Raw genomic sequence first — 15,006 nt, 5'->3', positions numbered from 1 at the left:
ATAAATTTGCGGACAGAGTTCGAGATTCAACTTAAGTGCATATACACATATATCGGAAAAAATTTTAGGACTGGATCGTGGTTGTTGCTGCCCCTAAGCTGGCCTGGAGCAGTTGCCATTGGGATTGGCCAAGGGATGCTTCAATGGTGGCCTGGGCCTGTTGCCAAAGGGGAAAGGCTTGACTCAATATCTGTTCTCCTTTGGGAGTGAGATAAACGAGGCGAGTGCGCTGATCCAGGCCTGGGGCAATCGTGATCCAGCCTTGGCGTTCCAGAGGTTGCAGGTTGCGGGTCAAGGTCGTCCGATCCATCACCAGAATATCGGCTAGCTCATGGATTGAAACCACACCTGCCAGGCCCAGAGCGGCTAAAACTGTGAACTGCGTAATCAACAGGCCAGTGGGTCTGAGGGCATCGTCAAAATGTTTCGTGATCACCCGTGTTGCCTTCCGGAGTTGAAAACAAGCACATCCAGACACCACCTGCTGTAGGACCGTTGAGTCGAGGGGCGTAATTTGTTGATCCATAGCTTAAGTGTATATACACATATTGTTACTGTCAACTCATTCACACAAGAGTGATGTAGGAGCGTCAGGGGCTATTTTGAGGGAGCCAAGGCAAATGATTGTTCAAATTCAGCCCGTGTCAGGGGTTGTTTAACTTCCAGGCCCTCCCCACCCAAAACCGTTAAAGGCTGACCATTGACGGATAACCAGACCGGCTGAGTTGGATTTAAACTGGTTGCCGTATAGAGTACCTGTCCCAATCGCCCTTGCATGGAGGTACTTCCACCCCCCTCTTTAAATTCCTTAGATAAATTAATATGAATGCCATCGGGCTTAACATCGAGAGTCTCTAGCTTTGTTCCAGCCGGAATCGTGGTAGTCAAGGTCGGTGCATCAGGCCCGGATAACAGTTGGCTTAAACCAGTAGTGAGGAGTTCCTCGGCAGTGGCGTTCTTAGAAATTGGCCCAAAGGTTAGGGGGGTTTTCACCAGGCCTGTCCCCTGGGGGTTTAACCAGTAAAGCTCTACCTGTCCAGAGACCACGACCGGAGAACTGGTTGGCGTGGGGACAACACTCTGCGGGGCCTGAGATTGAAATGTCCACCAGGCCGTGCCACCAATGGTCACCAATGCCACCAGGCCCAGCCCCCACCCCCAGCGCATCCATTTTTGTTCCTGGCCTGGCATGACAACTCACCTCAACCAACGCCCAAAATCTAATCTTGGGGACGCATTACAGCCCCATAATAGTTCCAGCCTACCCTCCTAGAATAGACCCATGTCACCCCTTGTCAGTTTTCTGTTTACGTCCCCCGGCCCCCTGATTCACCTCGGCCCCCTCACCTTGCGCTGGTATGGAGTCATTATTGCCACCGCTGTATTTATCGGTATTTGGCTCTCCCAACATCTGGCCCGCCGCCGTCACCTAGATCCGGACTTAATTCCTGATTTAGCGATTTGGTTAGTCCTCGCCGCAGTCCCCGCCGCCCGCCTCTATTACGTTGCCTTTGAGTGGGACTATTACCAGCACCATCCTGAGCAGATTATCCAAGTTTGGCAGGGTGGCATCGCCATTCATGGAGCTATTCTTGGGGGACTTGGGGCGACCATCATTTTTAGTAAGCTCCGTAAAATCTCCCTCTGGCAGTTATTAGATGTGATCGCCCCCTCCCTGATTTTGGGCCAGGCCATGGGCCGTTGGGGCAACTTTTTCAACTCCGAGGCCTTTGGAGATCCGACCAACTTACCCTGGAAGCTCTACATTCCCCTCAACCGCCGCCCCCCAAACCTCCGTCAATTTGACTCCTTTCATCCCACCTTTCTCTATGAATCCATTTGGAACCTGGGGCTACTGGGTATTTTGCTCTGGGTATTTTTTCGGTTTCCCCAGGCCCGGCCAGGAACCCTTATTTTTATCTATGCTTTGGGATATGGTGCTGGCCGCCTCTGGATTGAGGGCCTGCGTACCGATAGCTTAATGCTCGGCCCCTTACGGATTGCCCAGGTGATGAGCCTAGTGTTTATTCTGGTTGGCCTGGGGGGCCTCTTCTGGTTATATCGTTGGCAACGCCCCTTACCCGATGTAGTCTCGACAACAGAACAACCCTAATGTATCGGGATTTTCTCGGATTGCCCATAGCCAACCTGAGTTAAAATGGGGGCTGTTGTTAACGCCTGGGAATTTAGTAAAGGTTAGCTATGGATATTCTTTCCTTGGGTTGGGTTGGTGTTTTGGGTCTATTTACAGTTTCCATTGCCCTCGTTGTTTGGGGCCGCCACGGGATGTAATGGGGGCTGAACCTTAATTGCTTGTGGAAACTTCGGTTGTTAATGTCCTGATCTTAGTTGCCCTGGGCCTGCTCCTAGCGATCACCGGGGGAATTAGCTATTTAACCTTTGCGGAATGGCGAGATCGGCGGCGTTTAGACCAGGAACAAAAAGAACAACGGGTTAAAGGCAAACGGAAATAGGCCCAGTTCCTCTCCTCCTTCCGTGCAAATTTTTCATAGACTCTTAGCCACTACTTCTTTGGAGGTCAGCTTCAATTTCCCGTGGATAGAGTAAATACTGCTTTGTTAAGGGCTGGGTTAAGGTCATCACCAGGCTGGAACATTGATTAATATCCACCAGGCCCGTGGGACTTTTGACCTTGATCCCCTTGTTATAGAGGGTGTAACCCCGACTCACAGCCGTCCGAATCGTCACATAGTAGTTGGGGTCAAACTTAAGTTTCTTCGCTAACTCTTTGGCTCTCGCCGCTTTGACCTGTTGCTCTAATTCTGATCCACTGCTGATATCCCAGGCCTTGAGCAAATCTCGATCCAAATACCGCCGACACAAATCGGCCAAAATCGGGTCTGAATGGTGCTGCCAGGCCTGGAGATGGTAATCCAAGGTAATATCGTCTGCCCCTAAATACTGCTCCAGGGATAACTCCTGATTGTTTTGAGTTAACCAGGCCCCGATCACCCCATCCGCCCAAACTTGACCCACCCAAAATAGCTCCCTAGCCCGAGAAATTGCTTGTTCTAGCCCCCAGGCCGCAGCCAAATTTTTCGGATGGTTATAAATCTGGGCATACATAAAATAGCGGACAAACAAATAATGTTCAATCGCTGCTAACCCCTTTTGATTCACCGTCAATTCTTGGGAGACCGGGTCGTAATCCATAGCCATTAAAATTCGGTCTAGATCTAAATGCCCATAGGAAGCCCCGGTAAAATAGCTGTCTCGCATCAAATAATCCAAACGGTCACAATCTAGCTGACTGGTGACTAACTGCCAAACTAGCGGAATGGGAAACTGCTTGAGATAAATTTTTTCTAGGTCTGTGGCTAACTGGGGGTGAAATTCATCCAAGGCCTGGCGCACAGGTGGGGATTCCAGAAAAATCCGCCTAGTCCAACCCTCATGCTGTCCCTGAAAAATCTCTTCGGCTGTATGACTGAAGGGGCCATGGCCTAAATCATGTAATAGGGCTGCTGCCAACACCTGAGGACGATAGGGACGTAGTTCTGGATATCGTTTCGCCAATCGGTCAAAAGCCCGCCGGGCAATCTGCATCACCCCCAAAGAATGGGTAAAGCGAGAAGCCTCAGCCCCATGAAAGGTTAAGCTGGCTGTTCCCAACTGCCGGATTCGCCGTAACCGTTGACAGGCCGGGGTATCAATTAAGCGAATCAGCAGCTTTTCAAGTGGATCACTACCGTCAAGGGTAATGGCTCCGTGGAGAGGATCATGATACGTCCGACTAGGCAACATCTCAGGAAAAGTACCCCGATTAAAGTTGAGTCACTCAAGTAGAAGAAACGAAAACTTTGGCAGATGAAGACGAACACTAAGCGTGATGAATAGACAGATTACGTACGTCAGGATAACAGATAGAACAGCATTTAAAAAACCAAGAACACTAATTTTTGTCAATGCAAGAGAAACAACATAAATCGTAATAGGAGCATGTAAAAGATAAACACCACCACTTCCCGGAGCAGTGAAGTTTGAAAGTATTTTCGAGTAAGATACGTAGACTCCAAGTGTAAACAGGACAAAAACAATTGAAACATCTAGAAAGCGGTGATCAAATCCAGACATAGCTAAGAATAAAGAACTAACTACAAAAGCATAGACGTAAAATGATTCAATATTTTTTGAAAATGAGTATTTAAGCATTTGTCCTGATGAAAAACAAAAAATATACAATGGGATATTTAATAGGTTTGGGCCGGCAGGTGATTCAACTGGGTAAATTTGAGAAAAAATTAGAGCAATTACTGCCAAGATCAAGAAGAAATATTTTGAATCTACGTTGAATAAGTTCAGTAATAATGTACATAGAAATAATGTATTCAAAATTAAAAACAAATAGGAAAGAAAGTACATCTGCATTGGCCCCTGAAGCTTCAGAATTGATATTAAACCGTTGACAAGGCTATACTTTCCAAGCAAATATAAGGCGGATACATAAATAAAAGAAAATATAAAGAAAGGTATCATAAGTCTCATAAAGGTTTTCCTAAAGAAACTCACTAAACTCTGAATTTTGCAATCAGAGGCACCCTTAAAGAAGAAACCAGAAATAAGAAAAAAGCCAATAACAGCACCATCTACATAATTTCCAACAATATTAATTAAGTCACTAACATCTTTGGAGTAGCGGGATTCGGATTTTACGTGTAACCAAATTACTCCTAATGCAAAAATGTGCTTTACTATATCAACTCCTACAAATCTCATAAAAAATCCCCTATAAAATTGTGTATTAACGATTAATTGAGTATCATATAATTAAATATTGTTGTGTAAGCTCAAAGTTTTCAATGCTGCTTGGTATTGACTGTCGGCATCCGTAGCAACTTGATCTTGACCAATTGGAGCTAGGGACACGCGCCGATCTGGGGCAATACCAATCTTATTAATGTCACGATGGCCAGGTGTTTCATAGTGGGCAATGGTGACCGCTAACCCAGATCCATCGGATAGGTTAAACAACGATTGAATGGAGCCTTTGCCAAAGGTTTGTTCACCCACTAACTGGGCCCGCCCCGTATCCTGCAATGCCCCCGCTAAAATTTCACTAGCGCTGGCAGTTCCTTGATTGACCAACACCACTAAGGGATCTTTAGTGAAGGGTTCATGAGTGGTCGTAAAACTGCCTAACACGCCTTGCCGATCCACCGTATAAACGACCACCCCCGGTTCCATAAAGAGTTCAGCAATTTCGACCCCGGCCTGGAGCAACCCCCCCGGATTATTCCGTAAATCTAAAATGTAACCATCTACCCCTTGCTTTTCCAGCCGACTCAGGGCCTGGTGCATCTCATCAGTGGCCATGGCATTAAATTGGGTCAGACGGAGATAACCAATCTTTTCTCCGGTGGGGGTGGTTTCCAGTTGGCTAATTACCGGATTGAGGGTGATGTGATCCCGCTTAACCGGAATTTCAATTGGCTGTTGATCCCCCTGAGAATGGATAACCGTTAAAACCACCGTGGAGCCAACTTCGCCCCGCATTCGTTCTGCGGCTTCATCAAGGGTTAACTCTGGGGTTGGAGTCGCGTCAATCTTAAGAATTTTATCTTGGGGTAACAATCCCGCCGCCGCCGCTGGAGAGCCAGCAATTGGGGCAATCACTTGTAAATAGCCTGTGTCCGGTTCCGAGGCAATTTGCAGACCAACCCCGGTTAATTCCCCGCTGGTGCTGGTTTGCAGGCTGTGATATTGGGCCGGGCGTAACAAGCGGGTAAAGGGATCCCCTAAGCTAGCCAGCATCTTTTGGATGGCTTCATAGGTCGCCTCTCGGGTTTCTAGGGGATGCCGGAGTGCCTCTTGACGCACATTCCACCAATTTTGGCCATTAAAGGTCTCATCAACATAGGACTGACTGACTATTTTCCAGGCCTCGTTGTAGAGTTTTTGCTCTGTGGTCAGGGCCAAGGCGGTTGAGCTAACTCCAAACCAGGCCCAGGCCAAGCCCAAAAACCCCAAAATCAAGCCTAAACTGTGGTGCCGAAAACCTCGCCCCATCTCTTGAACCCTCCTTGCTACCTATGCCCAGAAAATTTGTTCAGATTGTGTTACATTTCTCATGAAGCATACGGTTTTCAGGACTCATCCCGGATATGAACAAAGTTTACAATTGGTTTGATGAACGTCTCGAAATTCAGGCCATCGCCGAAGACATTTCAACCAAATATGTGCCTCCCCACGTTAACATTTTTTACTGCCTGGGGGGAATCACCCTTACTTGCTTTTTAGTCCAGTTTGCGACTGGCTTTGCCATGACGTTTTATTATAAACCGACCGTGGCCGAAGCCTTTACCTCTGTCCAATACATCATGAATGAGGTCAACTTTGGTTGGTTGATCCGCTCTGTCCATAAATGGTCAGCCAGCATGATGGTGTTGATGATGATTTTGCACGTTTTCCGGGTTTACTTGACCGGTGGCTTTAAGAAACCCCGGGAATTAACCTGGGTCACGGGCGTGGTTTTAGCCGTGATCACCGTCAGCTTTGGGGTGACTGGCTACTCTCTCCCCTGGGATCAGGTTGGCTACTGGGCCGTCAAAATCGTCTCTGGGATTCCCGCTGCGATTCCCTTTGTTGGTGATTCCTTGGTGGAATTGATGCGTGGTGGTGTCAGTGTTGGTCAAGGCACTTTAACCCGGTTCTACAGCCTCCACACCTTTGTCTTACCCTGGTCAATTGCCGTCTTTATGCTGATGCACTTCTTGATGATCCGCAAACAAGGCATTTCTGGCCCCCTCTAGACCCATATCTGCCCTCTGCTATTGGATGGCATAAAGTTTTGGTAACAGTTCCATGGGTAACAGTTTTTTCCCTGATCTCCTTTTATGATCGAGAAAGTTATCAAAACCAATATTGATTAAAAACACTGACTGCCCTCTGCTGGTGCGCGAAAGGAGAACATTATCACCTATGGCTAAGATTGTTAAACAACCAGATCTCAACGATCCTGCCCTGAAAGCCAAGCTCAAAAAAGGGATGGGCCATAACTATTATGGCGAACCGGCCTGGCCCAATGATTTGCTCTATATGTTCCCAGTTGTGATCATGGGTTCCATTTCCCTATGCATCGGCCTGGCGGTTTTAGACCCGGCCATGATTGGTGAACCCGCTAACCCGTTTGCGACCCCCTTGGAAATTTTGCCGGAATGGTATCTATACCCCACCTTCCAAATTTTCCGAGTTGTTCCCAACAAGCTCTTAGGAGTCTTGATGAATGGGTTCATCCCCTTGGGCTTGATCTTGATTCCCTTTATTGAGAATGTCAACAAGTTTCAAAATCCCTTTCGCCGCCCTGTTGCAACTACTGTGTTCCTCTTTGGAACCTTGGTAACAATCTGGTTAGGTATTGGCGCTTGCTTACCCATTGATAAGTCCTTGACCTTTGGCTTGTTCTAAGACCTGCTTAATTTTTAATTGCTGATCATGCCTCCTAGATTTTTTCAGGGGGCATTTTTTGTGAGTCAATTAACAAAAAAATATTTTCTTTACACTAGTTATTAAAGTACCGCCTTAGGTAATTGGCGGTCAACCGATAGAAATAATTAGTATCCCAGCTTTGATAAAAACTATCAAAAATTTAAGAACAACTGGCTTCACTTCTAAAACTGGTGGAGTCAGGAAAACTCTAGTTCACTAACTCCAATAAATTATCAATTATCCTACATCACTCGAATTGATTAAGACTTCAGATGGAATAGGCCATCAGACTACAGTAATCTTTTTATATCTATAAACTTAGATGGTGATATGAAGTCTTAGTTAAACGCCCATGATGTTGAGATAACTATGGATATTAAACATGAGGATCGCGTTCAATATTTTTCGGCTGCTATTGTCAGTTCATTGCCGATGTGTATCCCTTAATTACCACAATAGGCTCGCCAGTTTTTTCGATTCAGCTAACTAGCTAACTCTAACTGTATTCTCCCTAATCGACATCTAGCCAGTTCATATAGGTTCAATAGCATTGAAGAATATCCTTTCAGTCAAAGCAGTAATAATTGCTAATCATTAAAGATACGGCGTGCTATTGATTTACTAACTTGAAACAGTCATCCCAAGACTTGAAATGATAGGTTCTGCTTTAAGTAAATCAAGATAAAAGGATCTGGCTTTGCAGATTTAGTTGAGATGGCTTTATCTCATCAGTCCAATTGACTCTTTTTCACTTTTTCAAGTTTTTATTACTTGCTTTTATGCCAAGTCTTTCCCCATTCAATCCGTTGTTCTAGTTACTTAAATGTAATCCCGACAAAGATTTTAGTCTCTTTTAGATACTGACAGATATAGTTGTGGGTACAGCTCATATTTTAGGCAGAGGTTCTTTAATTTTAAAGTTATCAGCGCAGTAGAGTATGTAATTTTTATTATATTGTGAAGGTATCTTGTGGATTGCATTATTTTTAACGATTGAGGATCAATCACTATGAAATTGGGACAATGGCTGGGGTTAATTGTCACCTTAGTTTGTCTTTATGTCCTTTGGGAAATTCGCCAAGTGATTTTACTGGTCTTTTTGGCCGCAGTCTTGGCAACTGCCCTCAATCGGATTCAGCGACAACTCCAGGCCTGGGGGTTAAAAGCTAAGTTAGCTCTCCCCCTGACGATTCTGGTGGCCCTGGGGCTAGTCTTGGGATTTTTTGTCCTGATTGTGCCGCCGTTTCTCCAGGAATTTCGCCAAATTGCTACGCTTGCCCCGAAAGGGGTGGCCCAACTGGAAACTTGGTTAAATCAAGCCAGTACAGTTATTCCCGGCCTGGGACGACAGGATCAAGCGCTACCAGAACGATTAGTGAGCCAACTTCAACCGTTCTTAGAAGAAATTTTTGGCAACTTTTTTGCACTCTTTTCCAATACCTTGACCGTGTTTTTAAACCTCTTGCTGGTGTTGGTCTTAACGGTGATGTTGGTCATCAATCCTCAGCCCTATCGCCAAGGGTTCATTCGTCTCTTTCCGGCCTTTTATCGCCGCCGTATAGACAACATTCTCACCCTCTGTGAAGCGAAACTCCTGGCCTGGTTGACAGGGACGGGAATAAATATGGTCGCCATTGGGGTGGTCTGTGGTCTGACTCTGGCGGTATTAGGAGTGCGCCTGGTGTTCGCTAATGCGGTCTTAGCAGGAATTTTTGAGGCGATTCCGACCATCGGCCCCGTCTTGAGCTTAATTCCACCCATGTTAATTGCCTTTCTGGATGATCCTTGGAAAGCGGGGGCTGTGTTTGTTGCCTATATTGTGATTCAGCAGTTGGAGCAGTACCTTTTAGTTCCGGTGGTCATGGCCCAGCAGGTGGAGGTTTTACCAGCCATGGCTCTTTTGGCCCAGTTGACCTTTGCCCTTTTCCTCGGGTTCATGGGCTTGCTCTTGGCCTTGCCCTTGTTGCTGGTGGGACAGATTTTATTTGCAGAGATTATTATTAAGGATATTTTAGACCCCTGGCAATTATCGGAATCTGAGCCAGAGTCCCCTCAATACCTGGAATTAGAACCTTTGTTGGAAGCCCAGGCCCCGCCCCTGTCCGAATAGGAAGCCGAGATATTGTCCTTGCTTAAGTTGAAACTTTCTCTAAACAAGCGGCGGTCTGAAACTGGGGAATTGTGCTATTTCCTGTACAAAACAGGGCAGTGGCGATCTCAGCCTGGAGAATGTCAATTAAATCAAATAAACAGGCTTCGGATTCATAGGCGGCTTGTAGCAAGGGCCGGGCTAACCCCACCAATGACGCACCTAAGGCAATTGCTTTGGCGGCATCCAGGCCATTGGTAATTCCCCCCGAGGCAATCACAGGCATGGCCGGAAATTGTTGATGAATTGCCACCAAGCAGTCAGCGGTCGGAATTCCCCAGTCAGCAAAGGTTTGTCCTAAGCGTTGTTGGCGGAAATCCTGTCCCCGCGCCCCCTCGACTTTGGCCCAAGAGGTTCCCCCAGCCCCGGCCACATCAATGGCTGCCACCCCGGCCTGGAGGAGTTTTGCGGCCATCGCGACCGAAATGCCATTCCCCACCTCTTTGACAATCACGGGGACTGCGAGTTCTAAACAGAGTTGGCTAATTTTGGGTAACAGGCCGGTAAAATTCCGATCACCGTGGGTTTGAACCGCTTCTTGGAGGGGATTCAAGTGCAAAATCAAGGCATCAGCAGCAATCAAGGAAATAATTTTTTCACAGGCCCGGGTATCACAACCATAGTTCAACTGTACCGCCCCCAAATTGGCAAACAGCGGCACATCCGGGGCAACATCGCGAATTGCAAAGGTATTGGCTAAATCAGGCTTTTCCAAGGCGACCCGTTGTGACCCCACTCCCATCGGGATCCGAAATTTTTGGGCGGCCTGGGCTAGTCGGCGGTTGATTGTTTTTGCTAAATCGGTTCCCCCGGTCATGGAAGAAATCAGGAACGGCGCACCCAGTTGATGGCCGAGAAAGGTCACTCCCAAATTCACATCCGAGAAGTCAATCTCCGGCAGACACACATGGCGCAGGCGATACTGTTCCAGGCCAGTGGTGACTCCCTCAAAGGCGACTGCATCATCCAAACACAACCGCAAATGATCCGCTTTTCGCCCCTGAATATCATCCCCAGGACTATTTTGGTTTGCCAGCATACTCTGCCTCTACCCCGCCAGCTATAATCTACTGCGATTTTTGGGGCCTGGGGAGTTGGCCTGTCCCTTGACCTGAGACAATAAAAACGCGTTAACATCACCTGCAAATCTGAAGTCCAAGGAGTCCCCATGAGTGCCGATGCCGTCAAAGCTATGAAGCAAGCAGTCGCCCAGGCCGCGGCCCAAGAGGTGAAATCGGGGATGGTGGTTGGCCTGGGGACGGGTTCGACAACCGCGTTTGTGATTCAGTTTTTGGGTGATCGCCTCAAGTCTGGGGAACTCAGCAATATTGTTGGTATTCCCACCTCGTTCCAGGCCAGTGTTCTCGCCAAACTCTACGGCATCCCTCTCGTCACCCTTGATGATGTGGAACGGATTGATATCGCTATTGATGGGGCCGATGAGGTGGATCCGGACAAGGTTTTGATCAAAGGGGGAGGCGCGGCCCATACGCGGGAAAAAATTGTGGATGGCCTGGCGGAAGAATTTCTAGTCGTGGTGGATAGCTCCAAACTTGTGACTGAATTGGGGTCAACCTTTCCTGTGCCGGTGGAGGTGTTGCCATTAGCCTTGAGTCCTGTGACCCGTGCCTTAACGAATCTTGGGGGTGAGCCAGTGTTGCGGATGGGGGTGAAAAAAGACGGGCCGGTGATTACGGATCAAGGCAACATGGTGATTGATGTCAAGTTTGCCGCCATTCACGATCCCGACGAGTTAGAGAAAACAATTAATAATATCCCTGGTGTACTTGAAAATGGTCTCTTTGTTGGCCTGGCAACGCGGATTTTCGTGGGTGAACTCGTCAACGATCAACCTGTAGTTCGGGAAATTAAGTAACTCGTAAAATCGAGCTATACCCCCTAAATCAGCTTCAAGACTTATGCAAATTGATCTGAAAACGATCCACAAGCGCGTCTGGCAAATCGGATGGCTACGGACGCGTTTCGGAAGGAATTTGAGACTTATCTGGCACAATTTGAGAACTACTTACTGACCCGTCTCCGGCTGGGTACTGTGCGCCAACATATGGCCGTCATTAGGATGCTGATTGACTATCTGTGTTGGGATTGCCAGGTGGCAGGCTTTAGTCAGATCAAGCGGGGCATGGTCTGTAGCAAATTCCGGCGTTGGCATTGCGGCCATACAGGTGATTTAGAAAGTCAAGTCAAAACCTCGGTCAAAAAGTTCTTTATGTACCTGATTGAGTGCCATCAGATTCCAATCGGTCAAGATGTAATCAAGGGCCTGGAGATTAAGCTCAAATCTAGGGGTGAAGCTCAAAATTAGAATTCTGTTTTAGATGCGGTAGAGTTCAAGAGAGTTAGATGTGGTTTGGGTTCTGATCGGGCGAGAACAGCCTTTGTCAGGTGATGTTTCTGGGTTGGCAACAGAGAGATTGATCGGGCATTCAAGTTTTAGGCAAGATGCGGAGCATGGGGATGAACATTAGTGATTTTTTACAGGTCTGGAATCGGGCAATTTTTAAGCTGGGCAATCAAACAATTACAATTGCTTGGATCATCAGTTTAGCCTTAACCCTGGTACTTTTGGGACTAGGCATCATTTACTGTAAAAAGTTTCTCCGCAATTGGTTATTAGTCAAGTTAGGGATTAGTCGTGGCAATAGTGTGGTGATTTCCACCTTACTAACCTATGGTTTGGGCGCAATCATTTCTGTTATTGTCTTGCAGATTCATGGCCTGGACATTACCTCCTTAGCTGTGGTCTTAGGGGGCTTAGGGGTGGGGATTGGCTTTGGCTTGCAAGACCTAACTAAAAATATTGTCAGTGGTGTTACTCTTCTTGTTGAAAATAAATTACAAGTGGGCGACTATGTGGAATTTAGTGGACTGACGGGGTACATCAAAGAAATATCCATGCGTTCAACTATTATTACCACGTTGGACGGGGGCGATGTCATTTTACCCAATAGCACGTTGACCACGAATGAAGTCTTAAATTGGAGTTATCGAGACTTTTCTGGACGTATTCGTTTACCTATTACTGTCGCTTATCGTTCTGATCCGGTGTTAGTAACCGAAACCTTATTGTATGCTGTCCATAAACATCCGGCTGTCCGGCGTGAACCTCTCCCACGGGTGATTTTTAAGGGCTTTGGTGACAGTGCCTTAGAATTTGAAGTCTGGGCCTGGGTGGATCGGATTGATAATGCTTTAACGATTAAAAGTTCCTTGAATTTTACGATCAATTACTATTTTCGCCAGGCCGGGATTGAAATTCCTTTTCCCCAACAAGATATTTGGTTCCGAAATCCAGAAACTCTTCGCCCACCCGCGCCAACTTCTCCAGAATTCTTGGCCTCACCGCTTGACGATCTAAATCATAACAATCATGCCCCAGGCCTGGATGGTTCTACTTGCAGCGAAACACTCCCCACCTATAGCCTCCGAGAATGCTTACATCGAATTCCTTATTTTCAAACCTGTAATGAACTGAGTGTGCTGCAAATCATTCAATCTGGGTATCGTAAGTTTTTGCCCCGACATTCGATCCTATTTCAGGAAGGTGAGGCTGCCGATGCGATGTACGTCCTACTGTCTGGTGAAATTGAATCTTTTTCCCATAAACTAAATCGGCGCATTAAGGTTTACCAGGCTGGCGAAATGTTTGGGGAAGTCCCCGTCCTCCTCAATTTTCCCTATATTGTTGATGCCCGCGCCCTAACAGATTGTCATATTTTTGTCATTCCTAAAGTTCAGCTAGAAACCCTTCTTAAAGTTGCGCCCTATTTTGCTGAAATTGTGACTCAGGAAATGATTAGTGAGAGAGAACTCTACGATCCAGTTCAACAGAAACTTGAAGAATTAGGACTCTTTAAAACAATGGAGCAAAAAGATGTCTTGGCCTGGGTGCGGACTCGGGTAAAAGAACTTCTAAGCCTCTCGAGCAATTGATCAGGCTCTAACTTTACAATTAAAGAGAAGAGTCGCTATCTGGGTAAAGACATCGTGGTGTATCAATTGGGGATTTTGGGCCTGGGAACTGTGGGGGGAGGTGTCGCACAGGTCTTATTAACCCCGGAACAGCGTCATCCGCTCCTGCAAAAGCTGCAAATTAAAAAAGTCGGCGTGCGCGACCTTGACAAGCCCAGGCCAGTGAACTTCCCCCCAGAAACCTTAACGACAGATTTGCAGAGTATTGTCCAAGATGCAGAAATTGACATCGTGGTGGAACTCTTAGGGGGCCTGGAGCCAGCCCGAACCTTGATTCTAGAAGCCATTGCCCAAGGGAAACATATTGTCACGGCCAACAAAGCGGTCATTTCTCGGTTTGGGGACGAAATTTTTACCGCCGCAAATCAGGCCGGGGTCTATGTGATGCTCGAAGCAGCTGTGGCGGGTGGAATTCCTGTGATTCAACCCCTGAAGCAATCCCTCGGCGCAAATCGGATTCACACGGTCACGGGGATTCTCAACGGGACAACCAACTATATCCTGACCCGGATGCAGCAGGAAAAGGGTGACTTTGCCGAGATTTTGGCCGATGCCCAACGACTAGGCTATGCCGAAGCAGACCCCAGTACCGACATTGATGGCCTGGATGCCGCCGATAAAATTGCCATTTTGGCTTCCTTAGCTTTTGGCGGCCGGATTGCCCGTGATGAAGTCTATTGCCAAGGGATTCGTTCCGTCACCGCCGTAGATATTGCCTATGCTGATAAGTTGGGGTTTGTGATTAAGCTCCTTGCCATTGCCCATCGGGATTTTAGCCAGGCTGACAATGCTTTAGAACTGCGCGTTCATCCAACTTTAGTCCCCTTAGATCATCCCTTAGCCAGTGTGAATGGGGTTCATAATGCCGTGTTAATTTCTGGAGAACCCCTCGGAGAAGTGATGTTTTATGGGCCGGGAGCCGGGGCCGGGGCAACCGCGAGTGCAGTGGTGGCTGATTTAATTAACATTGCTGCGCTTTTACCGATGGGAAATCAAAGTCACCCCCTCCTGACCTGTACCCATGAGCATTACTGTCCCATTGTGCCCTTAGCCCAGGTTTCTAGCCGTTTCTATGCTCGCCTCTTAGCGGAAGATCATCCAGGGGTTCTCGGAAAATTAGGCACTTGTTTTGGGAACTATGGAGTTAGTCTGGAATCCCTAGTGCAGATTGGCATTAAGGATGATTTAGCTGAAGTTGTGGTCGTTACTCATCACGTCTGCGAAGGAGAGTTTCGCCAGGCCTTGGATGAAATTAAAAGTCTGATCTCTGTGAATCAGGTTGCTAGTGTGTTACGAGTCCTGGCGTAGGTGGCCCTGGGAATATTGGCATGAGTTTCGTCAGCCTTTCTAACTCCAGAACAGTTTGTGTAACGCGATATCCCCAAATCCAGCAACCCAAAACATTTCGGTTTATGATC

The 15,006-nt window shown here is 47.2% G+C and carries 16 protein-coding genes; 10 read left to right on the top strand and 6 right to left on the bottom strand.

All coding sequences use genetic code 11. From position 1 onward, the window contains the following. Positions 1 to 64 precede the first annotated feature (64 nt). Both SYN6312_RS17160 and SYN6312_RS17155 read right to left on the bottom strand, forming a co-directional pair. On the bottom strand, positions 65 to 526 hold the full coding sequence (locus SYN6312_RS17160) for a MarR family winged helix-turn-helix transcriptional regulator (protein WP_015126164.1): 462 nt from the start codon (positions 524 to 526) through the stop codon (positions 65 to 67). A 71-nt stretch (positions 527 to 597) separates the two neighbouring features. After that, positions 598 to 1,191, bottom strand: a complete 594-nt coding sequence (locus tag SYN6312_RS17155; protein ID WP_015126163.1) for a GerMN domain-containing protein — start codon at positions 1,189 to 1,191, stop codon at positions 598 to 600. Positions 1,192 to 1,282: 91 nt separating this feature from the next. Between SYN6312_RS17155 and lgt the strand changes: the two genes are divergently transcribed. The 3 genes from lgt to SYN6312_RS20245 all read left to right on the top strand — a co-directional run bounded on the left by lgt (position 1,283) and on the right by SYN6312_RS20245 (position 2,474). Beyond that, positions 1,283 to 2,113 (top strand): prolipoprotein diacylglyceryl transferase, encoded by an 831-nt coding sequence (lgt, locus tag SYN6312_RS17150; RefSeq protein ID WP_015126162.1) that lies wholly within the window; start codon positions 1,283 to 1,285, stop codon positions 2,111 to 2,113. Between the two features lie 89 nt (positions 2,114 to 2,202). Further along, on the top strand, positions 2,203 to 2,292 hold the full coding sequence (gene petN / locus SYN6312_RS17145; protein ID WP_015126161.1) for a cytochrome b6-f complex subunit PetN: 90 nt from the start codon (positions 2,203 to 2,205) through the stop codon (positions 2,290 to 2,292). A 23-nt stretch (positions 2,293 to 2,315) separates the two neighbouring features. Then, on the top strand, positions 2,316 to 2,474 hold the full coding sequence (locus SYN6312_RS20245; protein ID WP_015126160.1) for a hypothetical protein: 159 nt from the start codon (positions 2,316 to 2,318) through the stop codon (positions 2,472 to 2,474). Positions 2,475 to 2,517: 43 nt separating this feature from the next. Here SYN6312_RS20245 and SYN6312_RS17140 read toward each other — a convergent pair whose 3' ends face one another. Genes SYN6312_RS17140 through ctpA form a run of 3 tightly spaced genes read right to left on the bottom strand, consistent with a single transcriptional unit; the run spans position 2,518 to position 6,027 of the window. Beyond that, on the bottom strand, positions 2,518 to 3,765 hold the full coding sequence (locus SYN6312_RS17140) for an HD domain-containing protein (protein WP_015126159.1): 1,248 nt from the start codon (positions 3,763 to 3,765) through the stop codon (positions 2,518 to 2,520). 30 nt (positions 3,766 to 3,795) lie between these two features. After that, the gene (locus SYN6312_RS17135; RefSeq protein WP_015126158.1) at positions 3,796 to 4,737 is read right to left on the bottom strand and encodes an acyltransferase family protein; all 942 of its coding nucleotides are present in this window, start codon (positions 4,735 to 4,737) and stop codon (positions 3,796 to 3,798) included. Positions 4,738 to 4,788: 51 nt separating this feature from the next. Beyond that, positions 4,789 to 6,027 (bottom strand): carboxyl-terminal processing protease CtpA, encoded by a 1,239-nt coding sequence (gene ctpA / locus SYN6312_RS17130; RefSeq protein WP_015126157.1) that lies wholly within the window; start codon positions 6,025 to 6,027, stop codon positions 4,789 to 4,791. 95 nt (positions 6,028 to 6,122) lie between these two features. Between ctpA and petB the strand changes: the two genes are divergently transcribed. From petB to SYN6312_RS17115, 3 genes are all read left to right on the top strand, one after another. Beyond that, positions 6,123 to 6,770 (top strand): cytochrome b6, encoded by a 648-nt coding sequence (petB, locus tag SYN6312_RS17125; protein WP_015126156.1) that lies wholly within the window; start codon positions 6,123 to 6,125, stop codon positions 6,768 to 6,770. Between the two features lie 169 nt (positions 6,771 to 6,939). Next, the gene (gene petD, locus SYN6312_RS17120; protein WP_015126155.1) at positions 6,940 to 7,425 is read left to right on the top strand and encodes a cytochrome b6-f complex subunit IV; all 486 of its coding nucleotides are present in this window, start codon (positions 6,940 to 6,942) and stop codon (positions 7,423 to 7,425) included. A 1,030-nt stretch (positions 7,426 to 8,455) separates the two neighbouring features. Further along, complete coding sequence (locus SYN6312_RS17115) at positions 8,456 to 9,556, top strand: AI-2E family transporter (RefSeq protein ID WP_015126154.1); 1,101 nt, start codon at positions 8,456 to 8,458, stop codon at positions 9,554 to 9,556. 22 nt (positions 9,557 to 9,578) lie between these two features. Here SYN6312_RS17115 and fni read toward each other — a convergent pair whose 3' ends face one another. Next, positions 9,579 to 10,634 (bottom strand): type 2 isopentenyl-diphosphate Delta-isomerase, encoded by a 1,056-nt coding sequence (fni, locus tag SYN6312_RS17110; protein WP_015126153.1) that lies wholly within the window; start codon positions 10,632 to 10,634, stop codon positions 9,579 to 9,581. Between the two features lie 129 nt (positions 10,635 to 10,763). On the opposite strand from fni, the gene rpiA reads away from it, so the two are divergent. From rpiA to SYN6312_RS17090, 4 genes are all read left to right on the top strand, one after another. Further along, positions 10,764 to 11,471, top strand: a complete 708-nt coding sequence (gene rpiA / locus SYN6312_RS17105) for a ribose-5-phosphate isomerase RpiA (protein WP_015126152.1) — start codon at positions 10,764 to 10,766, stop codon at positions 11,469 to 11,471. A gap of 90 nt (positions 11,472 to 11,561) precedes the next feature. Beyond that, positions 11,562 to 11,921 carry a hypothetical protein gene (locus SYN6312_RS17100; RefSeq protein WP_015126151.1) on the top strand — a complete coding sequence of 120 codons (360 nt, stop codon included), beginning with the start codon at positions 11,562 to 11,564 and terminating at the stop codon, positions 11,919 to 11,921. Between the two features lie 152 nt (positions 11,922 to 12,073). Beyond that, positions 12,074 to 13,549, top strand: coding sequence for a mechanosensitive ion channel domain-containing protein (locus tag SYN6312_RS17095; RefSeq protein ID WP_015126150.1), 1,476 nt, complete (start codon positions 12,074 to 12,076; stop codon positions 13,547 to 13,549). 54 nt (positions 13,550 to 13,603) lie between these two features. After that, entirely contained in the window at positions 13,604 to 14,896 is a 1,293-nt protein-coding gene (locus SYN6312_RS17090; RefSeq protein WP_015126149.1) for a homoserine dehydrogenase, read from the top strand. Positions 14,897 to 15,006: the final 110 nt, after the last annotated feature.

Source organism: Synechococcus sp. PCC 6312 (assembly GCF_000316685.1).
Classification (GTDB): Bacteria; Cyanobacteriota; Cyanobacteriia; order Thermosynechococcales; family Thermosynechococcaceae; genus Pseudocalidococcus.
The sequence above is the reverse complement of the archived record's forward strand: the minus strand, read 5'-3'. Positions and strand labels throughout refer to the sequence as shown.

What these genes read in the sequence shown, in the direction of transcription:
- SYN6312_RS17140 (WP_015126159.1), bottom strand. Translation starts at nt 3,765, where the DNA reads ATGTTGCCTAGTCGGACGTATCATGATCCTCTCCACGGAGCCATTACC.
- SYN6312_RS17135 (WP_015126158.1), bottom strand. Translation starts at nt 4,737, where the DNA reads ATGAGATTTGTAGGAGTTGATATAGTAAAGCACATTTTTGCATTAGGA.
- SYN6312_RS17160 (WP_015126164.1), bottom strand. Translation starts at nt 526, where the DNA reads ATGGATCAACAAATTACGCCCCTCGACTCAACGGTCCTACAGCAGGTG.
- petD (WP_015126155.1), top strand. Translation starts at nt 6,940, where the DNA reads ATGGCTAAGATTGTTAAACAACCAGATCTCAACGATCCTGCCCTGAAA.
- SYN6312_RS17115 (WP_015126154.1), top strand. Translation starts at nt 8,456, where the DNA reads ATGAAATTGGGACAATGGCTGGGGTTAATTGTCACCTTAGTTTGTCTT.
- lgt (WP_015126162.1), top strand. Translation starts at nt 1,283, where the DNA reads ATGTCACCCCTTGTCAGTTTTCTGTTTACGTCCCCCGGCCCCCTGATT.
- SYN6312_RS17100 (WP_015126151.1), top strand. Translation starts at nt 11,562, where the DNA reads ATGGCTACGGACGCGTTTCGGAAGGAATTTGAGACTTATCTGGCACAA.
- ctpA (WP_015126157.1), bottom strand. Translation starts at nt 6,027, where the DNA reads ATGGGGCGAGGTTTTCGGCACCACAGTTTAGGCTTGATTTTGGGGTTT.
- SYN6312_RS17095 (WP_015126150.1), top strand. Translation starts at nt 12,074, where the DNA reads ATGAACATTAGTGATTTTTTACAGGTCTGGAATCGGGCAATTTTTAAG.
- rpiA (WP_015126152.1), top strand. Translation starts at nt 10,764, where the DNA reads ATGAGTGCCGATGCCGTCAAAGCTATGAAGCAAGCAGTCGCCCAGGCC.
- petN (WP_015126161.1), top strand. Translation starts at nt 2,203, where the DNA reads ATGGATATTCTTTCCTTGGGTTGGGTTGGTGTTTTGGGTCTATTTACA.
- fni (WP_015126153.1), bottom strand. Translation starts at nt 10,634, where the DNA reads ATGCTGGCAAACCAAAATAGTCCTGGGGATGATATTCAGGGGCGAAAA.
- petB (WP_015126156.1), top strand. Translation starts at nt 6,123, where the DNA reads ATGAACAAAGTTTACAATTGGTTTGATGAACGTCTCGAAATTCAGGCC.
- SYN6312_RS17155 (WP_015126163.1), bottom strand. Translation starts at nt 1,191, where the DNA reads ATGCCAGGCCAGGAACAAAAATGGATGCGCTGGGGGTGGGGGCTGGGC.